8 protein-coding genes are annotated in these 12,783 nt (G+C 35.4%); 4 read left to right on the top strand and 4 right to left on the bottom strand.

Annotated elements, in window-relative coordinates; translation table 11 throughout:
• Positions 1 to 382 precede the first annotated feature (382 nt).
• Together BME96_RS16670 and BME96_RS16665 are read left to right on the top strand one after the other, a co-directional pair.
• Positions 383 to 1,843 carry an APC family permease gene (locus BME96_RS16670; protein ID WP_071649690.1) on the top strand — a complete coding sequence of 487 codons (1,461 nt, stop codon included), beginning with the start codon at positions 383 to 385 and terminating at the stop codon, positions 1,841 to 1,843.
• 213 nt (positions 1,844 to 2,056) lie between these two features.
• Positions 2,057 to 3,934, top strand: a complete 1,878-nt coding sequence (locus tag BME96_RS16665; protein WP_083547505.1) for an LTA synthase family protein — start codon at positions 2,057 to 2,059, stop codon at positions 3,932 to 3,934.
• A 37-nt stretch (positions 3,935 to 3,971) separates the two neighbouring features.
• Here BME96_RS16665 and BME96_RS16660 read toward each other — a convergent pair whose 3' ends face one another.
• The 4 genes from BME96_RS16660 to tagD (BME96_RS16645) all read right to left on the bottom strand — a co-directional run bounded on the left by BME96_RS16660 (position 3,972) and on the right by tagD (BME96_RS16645) (position 7,182).
• The gene (locus tag BME96_RS16660; protein WP_231478648.1) at positions 3,972 to 5,117 is read right to left on the bottom strand and encodes a CDP-glycerol glycerophosphotransferase family protein; all 1,146 of its coding nucleotides are present in this window, start codon (positions 5,115 to 5,117) and stop codon (positions 3,972 to 3,974) included.
• On the bottom strand, positions 5,107 to 5,505 hold the full coding sequence (gene tagD, locus BME96_RS16655; protein WP_071649689.1) for a glycerol-3-phosphate cytidylyltransferase: 399 nt from the start codon (positions 5,503 to 5,505) through the stop codon (positions 5,107 to 5,109). The genes BME96_RS16660 and tagD (BME96_RS16655) overlap by 11 nt, the downstream gene beginning before the upstream one ends.
• A 104-nt stretch (positions 5,506 to 5,609) precedes the next feature.
• Positions 5,610 to 6,791 (bottom strand): CDP-glycerol glycerophosphotransferase family protein, encoded by a 1,182-nt coding sequence (locus BME96_RS16650; RefSeq protein ID WP_071649688.1) that lies wholly within the window; start codon positions 6,789 to 6,791, stop codon positions 5,610 to 5,612.
• The gene (gene tagD / locus BME96_RS16645) at positions 6,784 to 7,182 is read right to left on the bottom strand and encodes a glycerol-3-phosphate cytidylyltransferase (RefSeq protein WP_071649687.1); all 399 of its coding nucleotides are present in this window, start codon (positions 7,180 to 7,182) and stop codon (positions 6,784 to 6,786) included. The genes BME96_RS16650 and tagD (BME96_RS16645) overlap by 8 nt, the downstream gene beginning before the upstream one ends.
• A gap of 392 nt (positions 7,183 to 7,574) precedes the next feature.
• On the opposite strand from tagD (BME96_RS16645), the gene BME96_RS16640 reads away from it, so the two are divergent.
• Positions 7,575 to 11,252 carry an N-acetylglucosaminidase gene (locus tag BME96_RS16640; RefSeq protein WP_156036056.1) on the top strand — a complete coding sequence of 1,226 codons (3,678 nt, stop codon included), beginning with the start codon at positions 7,575 to 7,577 and terminating at the stop codon, positions 11,250 to 11,252.
• 289 nt (positions 11,253 to 11,541) lie between these two features.
• The gene (locus tag BME96_RS16635) at positions 11,542 to 12,756 is read left to right on the top strand and encodes a CDP-glycerol glycerophosphotransferase family protein (protein WP_071649686.1); all 1,215 of its coding nucleotides are present in this window, start codon (positions 11,542 to 11,544) and stop codon (positions 12,754 to 12,756) included.
• Positions 12,757 to 12,783 lie beyond the last annotated feature (27 nt).

The raw sequence follows: 12,783 nt of genomic DNA, 5'->3' as shown, positions 1-12,783 counted from the left end.
CCCCCACCGCGACACCCGCACGCACCACCGCGACAGCACGCTCCCCACCCGCGGCACTCACCCACCCCCACCTGCCAAAAATAAACAGGTTTAACATTCCCTAATAAAAGGAATGAACTAGTTAAATAAATATTTTTCTGCGTAAAGCCATTTCAAAGCATATTCTTTCATAATTAGAGAGGTGAAACATACAACAGTAAATTTGCGTCCATATTATTCCGTATACCGCCATATACATAGTAATATCTAAATTGAGCAGGGGAACGGGCTATTGATATAATTTTATGTATGGCAAAAAAGTCATGAAAGTGGAAATACTATTAGTAAAATATATTTCTATATTATACAAATCTATATTATAGAGAGAAAAGGGAGTTAGATCATGGAAGAGCGAACGACACTAGAGAAATCACTTAAGCCACACTGGGTATGGGCAATAGCGCTGGGATCCTCAATTGGCTGGGGAGCTTTCGTGCAGCCAACAAATTGGATGGCAGATGCAGGTCCCTTAGGCGTTATTATTGGCTTCGGAATAGGAGCCTTATTGATGATGCTAATCGCAGTGAGTTATGGATTTCTGATCAAAAGCTTTCCGGTATCAGGGGGAGAGTTTGCGTATGCGTTCATTAGTCTTGGAAGAAAGCACGCGTTTATTAGTGGATGGTTTTTAACACTTGGTTACATATGTATTGTAGCCCTTAATGCTTCCGCTTTTGCCCTCATGTTAAAATTTGTCTTTCCGGCAGTTATTGAACAAATTCCGTTGTATCAAATCGCTGGATGGGACGTGTATGGAATGGAAGTAATTGTTGCTTCCGCCGCACTTGGTATATTCGGTTATTTTAATATAAGAGGAACTGGCTTATCCGGCCAGATGCAGTTTGTTTTCTGTACAATCATGATTATCAGTATTGTTGTAATCACCTTTATGGTTGGCGGCCATCCTGGTGCAGGTTTAGAAAATGTCCAACCATACTTTCCAAAAGACACAACAGCATTTGCAGCGATTATTTCTATTGTTGCCATCGCACCGTGGGCCTTTGTAGGATTCGACAATGTCCCGCAGGCTGCTGAAGAGTTTCATTTTTCATCTAAAAAAGCATTTACATTAATTATATTAGCAATCTCTATTGCAGCTGTATTATATAGTATGATGATTATTGCTACAGCAATGACACAGCCTTGGCAGCAAACCGTTGGTGAAGGTCAGGTGTGGGGAACAGCAGCAACGATTCAAGAAACAATAGGTACGATTGGTCTCGTGCTTCTCGTTACCGCATTGACGATGGGGGTATTTACCGGATTGAACGGCTTTATCATCTCATCAAGTCGGTTATTATTCGCCATGTCACGTGCCAAGATTTTGCCAGAAGCATTTTCTAAGCTTCATCCAAAATATAACACACCACATGTCGGGATTATCTTTACTGTGGTTGTATCCATGTTTGCTCCATGGTTCGGAAGAGAAGCATTGCTATGGGTTGTAGATATGTCATCCGTTGGTGTAACAATTGCATATTTCTATACATGCTACACGGCATTTTCATTATTTAAAATAAAAAAAGGAGAGGACTTTAATCCTTCTAAGCATGTTGTATCACCAATGAAAAAATCTATTGCAGCTGCAGGGATGATCGCAAGTCTGGCATTCCTCGCATTACTATTAATTCCTGGATCTCCTGCATTTTTAGGAATTCAATCACGAATTGCGTTAATAGCGTGGATAGGACTTGGAGTCATTTTCTATATGGCAAAACGGAAGGAATTTAATAAGATTCCAAAAGAAGAGTTAAACTATTTAATTCTCGGCAGTAAAAAAATAATAGCAAAGAATAGATCGTAAAGTAATGCTAACATGCACACCAATCACATCTTGGCATCTATTTTCATCGTTAACAACTACTAAGCATTATGCCCGCCGGACAAACACCTGTTGTTTGGCGGGCATCTTGTATGTAATAAAAGGGGAGGATAAGAATAATCTCGCTCTGGATAGCGATTTCCTTCCCAGTTTAAACGATAACAATTAATAAATTTATTTAATGGAGGTGAGCACATGCACGAGAAAACATCTTTTACCCATAGCTATTTTTTCTTTTTCCTGGTGGCATTTTCCTTGAAATTATATGTGTTCCGTCTCCTGCAGTTTGAGGACTTTAACCCGCTGAACACCATCTGGTATGAACTTTGCTTTATTGTCATTCTGTTTGCGATCGTGGAGTTGTTCATTAAAAAAGGAAAATTTACTGTTTATATTATACTTGATGTCCTATTTACCCTCCTGCTGTTTGCGATGGCAGTGTACGGGAGATACTTTCACAATATCCCAACATACCATGCCCTGGCGCAAGTGAACCAGGTAGGATCAGTTAGTGGAAGTATCTGGTTGCTTTTATCCTTTAAAGATTTGTATTTGTTAGTTGATTTTGTTCTCTTAATTATCTTCCATAGAATAAAAAATAAACGATTCTTCCCACAGGATCGTACGTTTACTAAAAAAAGCATGCTTGCCCTTGGAGTAGTGGGACTTTTGATTTCTATACTCAATTTCTCCCTTCACCGCGATGAAGTTATCCGGGATCAGGCGCTATTTTCAAAAAAATACGGGGTTACCAATGCCCAGTTAATTAAAGCGAACGAAGACGTACTTGGAACAACAAATACAAATATAACAAAAGTAACGCAAGAGGATATTATTAAATTAAAAGGAAACAAGCCAGTTCCATTTGAGGAACACACGTATTTTGACTCAGTCCCAGATAAAAATCTGCTTATCATCCAATTAGAGTCGTTTCAGGATTTCGTAGTCGATTTAAAAGTGAATGGGCAGGAAATTACACCGAATCTAAATAAATTAACGAAGGAAAGCATGTACTTTAAAAATGTCTTTCAGCAAATAGGCTCTGGAAATACAGCCGATGCGGAATTTATTATGAATGCATCAGTTTACCCAGTTGGAGAGGTCCCAACATCTCAAAAAATAGAAGGGAAGAAGGTAGAGCATAGCCTGCCGCGGTTATTGAAGGAGGAGGGATATTTCACCTCGACATTTCATGCAGACAAGGTTACGTACTGGAATAGAGATGCCCTATATCCTGCATTAGGTTTTGATGCCTACTTTGATTCAGAATACATTGGTGAAAAAGATATTATTGGCTTTGGTCCTTCAGACAAATATTTCTACAACCGAACAATGAAAAAGCTAAAAGAATTTCAAAACACAGATAAGGAACCATTATATGCCCATGTGCTATCTTTAACGAGTCATTCTCCTTTTAAAATGCCAAAAGAGAAGCAAATGCTGGATTTACCGGAAAGGTATACAGATACATTAACCGGAAATTATCTGCAATCGGTTCACTATGCAGACCAAGCTCTTGGAAAATTCATTCAAGAATTAAAAAAGAGCGGCCTATGGGATGATTCCATGATCGCATTATATGGTGATCATTCCGGCGTGCATGGCGGACTTATGGAGGAAGAAGATAATAAGCTGTTAAAAGAAATATTGAATGAAGAATATACAATGGAAGATCGCTTCAACATCCCATTTCTTATTCACATACCAGGGGATAAAGATAAGTTTATAAAAGAAGTGGATACCGTTGGCGGCCAGCTTGACATGATGCCGACTATTCTTAATTTGATGGGCATTAAGCCAAAGGGACTCTATTTCGGGCAGGATATTTTACAATATAAAAATAATCTAATCGGAATGCGCTACTATCTGCCGACAGGTGCCTTTATAAATAATGAGCATTTCTTTATCCCGGAAACTAGTAAAGAGCCTGTGCGAGTTTACGATTTGAAGGGGAAAAGTTTAAATCTGGAGAACCCGAAACAGAAATTTAAAGAGGATTATCAAAATATGCTGCAGCTGTATGATTGGTCTGATGCTTATTTTGAGGAATTGCCGATGAAAGAAAAGAAATAAATAACAAAAAAGCACCCTGTCGAAAATGCAGGGTGCCTTAAAAATATAGAAAATCAATGATGTTTTTACTCGAATGACCATGTGAATACGTATTCCATTCTTTTGCAAAGTGACGGATCTTAGGTAGATGAAAGCTATTTGTCCGGATAAGTTGAATAATTTCGTTCGTGTTTTTAGCGATTGGTCCTGGAACCAGTGTTTCGTAATCTTCCCAGAAACCTCTTTGCTGTTCGTATTCTTCCAGATCATAAGCATAAAAGATCATCGGCCTTCCCAGTATGGAAAATTCAAATGGGATAGAAGAGTAATCAGTAATTAACACATCTGTTACAAGAAGCAGCTCATTTGTATTATATTTCGCCACATCAAACATAAAATCAGGGTGTTTATTTTTAAAACCTTCCCGTAAACTGGGGTGGAGTTTTATAAAAAGAATATAATCATTACTGAATTGCTTATATAGCTGATCAACATCCAAGTGTATAGCAGCAGACATATCATTTCGATATGTGGGGGCGTAAAATATGACTTTTTTATGCTTAATAGCTGGAAAATCCCGAATGAACCCCTTCCGACAATAATTTACAATAGCATGATAAAAAAATAAATCGGTGCGTGGGATTCCTGTTCTAACAATTTCCTTCTCTGTTATTCCAAAGCTTTCTTTAAAGATGGCAGCCATCTTATCGGAACCAACCACAACATGATCAAAGCGCTTATAAACTTTCAGAAACCGTCGGCATGCTTTTTGCGACCTTTCTTGAATGGCACGATCCTTCAAACCAAACTTTTTAATCGCTCCAGCTGCATGCCATAGCTGTACACATCTTACACTCTTTTTAAAATTGGTAACAGAAAGAATCCCAAAATAATTATCTACAAATACATACCGGGATGTGGCGAGATGATACACAGAACGGAACCAGTCCAGGATAGCATATGCCTTAAAGCAAAGAACCCTTCTGTTTTCCTTTTCGCGAAAGGGCATAGAACAATTAGCTGTTTTGAGAATAACAATTTGTTCATCTGTTCGTGCTTCCAATTTGTTTACGGTAAACAACACGTTTTGCCCAAAGGATACAATAAAAGTTGTTTTCTTTTGTAGAGGCCACAGTTTGAAAAAAGAGAAGGCAATTCGAAATGCAAGCAAGTATACCGTGATGATTAGCTCTCTAGCCATCATTTGATTGATTTAAATCTGTTTTAATTTTTGTAGTAGAAATCCCTATCGTCCGCGGTAAATATACTACCTCACAATAGGATGCCAAAAAATCGAACTTACCTTTCCAATCATCCCCCATTACAAAAACGTCAACGGCATATTTTTGGACATCTTCTGCCTTTTGCTCCCAAGTATTTTCAGGAATTACCTGATCAACATAACGCACAGCTTCCAATATTGCTTTACGCTGCTCATAGGTGTAGTAAGATTTCTTGCCTTTCATCGCATTAAAGGCATCAGACGATAGAGCTACAATTAAGTAATCGCCATACTCTTTCGCTCTTTGCAATAAATTAATATGTCCGGTATGGATGATATCAAACGTACCGTACGTAATTACTTTTTTCATAACATAAACCTCCACGTTAACATACATAGTATAAATAGTATGCCTGAATGTAGAGAAGTTTACGCGGGGAAAGTAAAAGAAAAAAGCCCTATATAATATAGGACTTAAACGAGTACTTTTTCTCTTGATTTTTCTTCGGTATCTGTCAAAAATGCTGCAAGCTGTTTGCTGGAATTTCCATTTGAGTACGCATTCCATAGCTCAGAAAACTCCCGGATCTTACCATAGTCGAACTTATTATGTTGAATCACATCTACAATTTCTTTAGTAGTGGAAACGACTGGGCCGGGCATTTGATTTTCATAGTCATCGATCAGACCGTTTGTTACTTTGTATTCCTCCAGATCATACGCAAAGAAGATCATCGGCTTTTCCAGTAATGCATATTCAAAAGGGATAGAGGAATAATCAGTAATAAGAATATCTGTAATCAATAATAAATGATTTGTGTCAGCGTACCTTGATACATCAAACACGAAATCTTTATAGTTTTCCTCAATGGAATAACTGACAGCAGGGTGTGGCTTGATAAACAAAACATACTCATTGGATAAGGATTGGTACATCGTGTGTATATCCAAAGCCATTTGAAAGTGATCCAACTCTCCCTTACGGAAAGTAGGAGCATATAAAATAATCTTTCTATCGCCAATTGCTTGAAAATCTTGCTTTAAATCGAGTAGAATTCGCTGTTTCTCCTGCTCATCAAAGAAAATATCGGTTCTCGGTACCCCTGTACGGACAATCCGATCCTCGGTTAATCCAAAGCTGTGTTTGAACGTAGCTGCCATTTCATCTGAACCAACAACCGTATAATCGAAGCGGCTATACACGTTCTGGAAACGGTTTTTGGCCCGTTCACTGCGCTTAGCAATAGATGGATCTTGTAACCCAAATTGTTTTAATGCGCCGGCAGCATGCCATAGTTGAATACACCGTGCACCATTTCGAAAACGAGTCACATCTAAAAAGCCATAATACGTATCTACTATAATTGTCGTGCTGGTAGCCAAATGATAGATTGATAGAAGAAAAGCAAATGGATGTTTTATAGAAAAAGAAACAGAGCTTACATGCAATGCATGAAAGTCGTAGCGGCATGAATTATCTTTTAAAATGATAATTTCTTCGTTTGATAGTTTCTGAAGCTCCCGGACGGCGTAGAAAATATTATCCCCAAAAGAAGAAACACAAACGGTTTTCTTCTTTTGGGGGAATCGTTTAAATAGGTTAAAAATCACATGGAAAACAAAAAGATAGAGTGTGATACCAAACTCTCTAGCCATTATTGGCTTGATTCAAATCGGTTTTAATTTTCGTTGTAGAGATGCCAACCGTACGCGGCAAATAAACTACCTCACAATGATCCTGCAAGAAATCAAATTTACCTTTCCAGTCATCTCCCATAACGAAAACATCCACATTATGTTTTTGTACATCTTGTATCTTTTGTTCCCATGTATCCTCAGGGATCACTTCATCAACATAGCGGATTGCTTCCAAAATAGCCTTACGTTGCTCAAACGTATAGTATGCCTTCTTATTTTTCAATGCATTAAACTCATCAGAAGAAATGGCAACAATCAAGTAATCTCCGTATTCTTTAGCGCGACGTAATATGTTGATATGTCCCGTATGAAGTAAATCAAACGTTCCATAAGTAATAACTTTTTTCATTTTTATTAACCTCCGAATAGATTATAAACTTACTTTAATTATATAATACTATATTTCCTTTACAAGAGGTTAACAAACATTTAACAAAAATTCTACAAAGGTTTATGCTCTAATTTGTCACTATAACACTATTTTTGTAATAAAATAGTATTTCATTTTTAATATTTATTTTGTATAATTGTAAAATAGATAAATAGTTGAAAACTTTGTCGCAATTTTGTTTTAATATTGTAATATAACTTTTTAGCATCTAATTGTTGTAGTGATATATCTATTCTATCCTCTTATAACTCTATAATTCAACATTTGTCATACAAAAGAAGGGTGGGTGAAGAGCGAACAAGAAATTATTATATAGAATTAATTAGTCTTATGAAAAACGGAGGATGTAAATGAAGAAATTAATTATTACTGTAGTTGGTATGCTGCTCTTTAGCTTAATTGCTCCCTATAGTGTATTAGCAAGCGATAGAACTGAAGTAGATGTGCCAGAAACTACACAACAGGTTGACCAGATGGAGACAGTTAATGAAAACAATGATGAGAAAACTTCAGAAACCAATGATAGCAAGGATGATACGGAGAATAACCAATTACCTTCAATACCTGAAGCTCAAGAAAATTTAAAGACCAATAATAATAGTGAAGATAATTATAAAGAACAAGAGGAAATTGGAGATAAAGAGGTTAATAACCAAGAAGAACAAGTTAATAATCAAACACCAGAAAAATCTAACAAAGATGAAATAGACAATCATTTCGAGGAAAAAGTATCAGACTCCTCTGTATTAGAAGAAAAAGATGTTAATATGCTAGGGTATATACATACTGGTGATGCTATTATTTATGAGAATTTAGATGATCTTTCATTATCTTCTAACGCAGGGGAATCTCATATAGATCATGTCTACTATATAAAAAAACAAGTAATACTAAATAATGAGAAGTACTATATGTTGATCGATGACTTTGCTGAAAAGGAGATTGGATGGGTTAAGTCATCTAATTTGACCTATTATTCTATTACTCCTGTTGACAACATGTTGAATTCTGTTTATTTAAAAGGAACAGGGAAAGCTTATAATAAACCTCTAGAAAGTACTAAAGATTTAGTATATGCTGACCTTTCTTCATATAGTTCATATAAAATGGATGTAGTTAGGACTGTAGAAGTTAATAACAACATTTGGTATAACGGGGTTGTAGACGGTAAAACTATTTGGCTTCAATCTAGCCACGTTACTTCTCTAAAAGAAAATGATATAAGCCGTATTGGTCACATTCATAAAGGTTCTACTCTATATAAAACGATCGGCGATGTTTCCACAGCTTTTAGTTCTGAGTCGTACACAAATGCTGTATATTATGTGAAAAAACAAGCTATTTTAAATGACGAGATATATTATTTACTTAGTAAAATGCCTAGTAGCACTGAAGGTGTAGTGGGGTGGATAAAAAAAGGTGATTTTAACAGTAGAGAACATTATGGAGTAGATACTCAAAATAAATATCTATATTTGACAGGGAAAGGTAGCGCGTATAATAAAGTATGGGGTGGATCGAAGGATTTAGTGTATAAAGACTTAGAACCACTAAAAGATTATGAATTTAAGGTTAATAAGACAGAAAAGGTAGGAACTAATACATGGTATAGAGGTTCTATCAATGGTGAAACTACATGGATTCACTCAAGCTTTGTGAAACAAAATTCAGTTAGACATACTATACAGTCTAGTAGCATAAAACCAGAAGAAAGTTCTACCAGTAAATTAGGGCACATAAGAAGCGGGTCTTTAATTTATAAAACAATAGGAGACGTTTCCACTGCGTTTAATGCTGACACCTACACCAATGCCGTTTATTATATTAAAAAGCAGGCCACAGTAGGAAACCAGCTATACTATTTAATCAGTACACAAGCAAGTAGCACGGATGGAGTAGTAGGTTGGATGAAAGCAGAGGACTTAAATACTCGTTCTCATGTGGGCATAGACACAGACTCTAAAAATTTATATGTAAAAGGAAACGGAAGTGCATATAGTAAAGCCTGGGGTGGAACGAAGGATTTAGTATATGAGGATTTAACAAAACAGGCAGGGAAATTATTTAAAGTTAATAAGACAGAAAAGGTAGGCAGCAATATTTGGTATAGAGGTGTGTTAAATGGCAAGACTGCATGGCTTCACTCTAGTTTTGTGGTTGAAGCAGAAGAAAGTTCTACCAGTAGATTAGGCCATATAAGAAGCGGATCTTTAATTTATAAAACAATAGGAGACGTTGCCACTGCGTTTAATGCTGACACCTACACCAATGCCGTTTATTATATTAAAAAGCAGGCCACAGTAGGAAACCAGCTATACTATTTAATCAGTACACAAGCAAGTAGCACGGATGGAGTAGTAGGTTGGATGAAAGCAGAGGACTTAAATACTCGTTCTCATGTGGGCATAGACACAGACTCTAAAAATTTATATGTAAAAGGAAACGGAAGTGCATATAGTAAAGCCTGGGGTGGAACGAAGGATTTAGTATATGAGGATTTAACAAAACAGGCAGGGAAATTATTTAAAGTTAATAAGACAGAAAAGGTAGGCAGCAATATTTGGTATAGAGGTGTGTTAAATGGCAAGACTGCATGGCTTCACTCTAGTTTTGTGGTTGAAGCAGAAGAAAGTTCTACCAGTAGATTAGGCCATATAAGAAGCGGGTCTTTAATTTATAAAACAATAGGAGACGTTTCCACTGCGTTTAATGCTGACACCTACACCAATGCCGTTTATTATATTAAAAAGCAGGCCACAGTAGGAAACCAGCTATACTATTTAATCAGTACACAAGCAAGTAGCACGGATGGAGTAGTAGGTTGGATGAAAGCAGAGGACTTAAATACTCATTACCACGTGGGTATTGACACGGAATCTAAGACATTATATGTAAAAGGTAATGGAAGTGCGTATAGTAAAGCTTGGGGCGGTTCTAAAGATTTAGTTTTCAAAGATCTTTCAAAATTAGAATCAGAATTCTTATTAGTTAATAAAACAGAAAGAGTTGGAAATAACATATGGTATCGCGGAACTTTAAATGGAGAGCTAGTATGGATTCATGAAGCATATGTATCCCTTGTGAATGAAAAATCAACATATTATAATATTACCTTATCCGAAGCTCTCAATATGCAAATGAAAGCAGCACCCCAAACAGATAAACCATATGCATATGTTTCAGCGGATTATATTAACAAAAATAATCAAGTAACAGCAAGTAAACTTAATGTGAGATCGGGGCCTAGTGTAGGTGCAAGAACGGTTGGTCAACTAGTTGAAAATACAACTGTAAATATTATAAGTAAAGTAAATAATTGGTATCAAATTGAATACAAAAGTGGTCAGTGGGTAGATGCGAGTAAAGCAGATGTTCTTTATTATTTGAACCCTGATAACTTTATAAATCATGAAAAATATCAGTTTCAATTTTTAGACTTGTCCAGATCAAGCGATACTTCACCAAATGTTTTAAATAACTATCTTAAAGGTAAAGGTATTCTTGAAGGGTTGGGAGAAGCTTTTATCCAAGCTAGTAATATTTACGGAGTAAGTGATATTTATCTACTATCCCATGCTCTTTTGGAAACGGGTCATGGTACTTCTGAGTTAGCAACAGGAGTTGAAGTAGGCAAAGATAGTAAAGGGAATTTGGTATTAGTTAACTCTAGCAATGTTAATAGTTTAACTGATATTAAAAAGACTTATAATATGTTTGGTATAAATGCGGTTGACAATAATGCTCTTCAAGGTGGAGCGTTTCGAGCATATAATGAAGGCTGGTTTACTCCGAAAGATGCAATAATAGGAGGAGCAGATTTTATCGGAAATAAGTACATTAAATCTGGTCAAAACACGTTATATAAAATGAGATGGAACCCTGAATCTATGGCAAATAATAGTTATGCTTCTCATCAGTATGCAACAGATATAGGGTGGGCAGCTAAGCAAATATATTCAATATATAATTTGTATCAAGATTTACAAATACAAAACCTTTACTTGGATATACCGAGTTATAAAAAATAAATAAAAGTTATAAAATAAGCTCTTGATTTAAAATGATGTATTCATTTAATCAAGAGCTTTTATAATATGATTTTTGGTTGCTCTGCTCTAATAATCTTTGAGGAGAATTAAAGCTACTCATTTATAATATAAAGATCTTTAGGTATAAAAATAATATAAAATAATTAGTAGTGGATAAGAAACTATAGAGACTAGCATAAAAGCACTCTGCCGTGTAGATTTGAAAATTACATATTTCAACTATATAATAATTATTATGATTTAACCTTAAGGAGTTGTATCTACCTACATGAAAAACATTATTCAAAAACTTAAGTCTCAATGGATCAAGGTGCGCAGAGGTGACATATTAAAAAAATTATACAAACGATTATTTAAGTTGTTGGGTAAATTACCTGTAAAGGAGAATACTATTGTGTTTGAAAGTTTCTTGGGGAAACAATATAGTGATAACCCAAGAGCAATTTATGAATATATGAAAAATAATAGTTCTGGATTTAAAATGTATTGGAGTTTTGATAGGAGAAATATTGATGTTTATAAAGAAGAAGATCTAATAGCTATTAGAAGATTTTCAATAAAATGGTTATTCATTATGGCTAGAGCGAAATATTGGGTAACTAATAGTAGGCTTCCATTGTGGATACCAAAACCGAAAGATACAGTATACGTGCAAACATGGCATGGTACACCTTTAAAGCGACTTGCTGCAGACATGGAAAAAGTTCAAATGCCAGGAACAACTACATCAAAATATAAAAGGAATTTTTTAAAAGAAGCAAAAAAATGGGATTATTTGGTATCGCCAAATCGATATTCCTCTAGTATTTTTAAAAGAGCGTTTAATTTTGAAGGGGTGATGTTAGAAACGGGTTATCCAAGAAATGATTTTTTATTGGAAAATAATAACCCTTCCCAAATAAATAAAATAAAAAATAGATTAAACTTACCCTGTGAAAAAAAAATCATTCTATATGCACCTACTTGGCGTGATAATCATTTTCATTCTAAAGGGAAATACAAGTTTGATATCCAAATGGATTTAAAAGAGATGAAAGAATCATTGTCTGAAGATTATATAGTTATTTTGAGACTTCATTATCTCATTTCAGATAATCTCAATTTAAAAGAATATAGTGACTTTGTATTTGATTTTTCTAATTACGAAGATATAAGATATCTCTATTTAGTATCTGACTTACTAGTTACAGATTATTCATCTGTTTTTTTCGATTATGCTAACTTAAAACGCCCGATGTTATTTTATGTTTATGATATTGAAGACTATCGAGATAACTTAAGAGGGTTTTATTTTGATTTTGAAACAAGCGCACCAGGGCCTCTTGTTAAGACAACTAAAGGATTAATAGATGAAATAAAACAGATAGATAAATATGGTTTTGTTCCTTCAAAGGAGACGGAGAAATTTAACTCCAAGTTTTGTAGTTTAGAGGACGGGCATGCAAGTGAAAGAGTTGCCGAAAAAGTTTTTTTAAAAAATTAAAAGCGGATGTGTGTAATATGTGACCAA

The organism is Virgibacillus halodenitrificans, from assembly GCF_001878675.1.
Taxonomy (GTDB): domain Bacteria; phylum Bacillota; class Bacilli; order Bacillales; family Amphibacillaceae; genus Virgibacillus_Q; species Virgibacillus_Q halodenitrificans.
The sequence above is the reverse complement of the archived record's forward strand: the minus strand, read 5'-3'. Positions and strand labels throughout refer to the sequence as shown.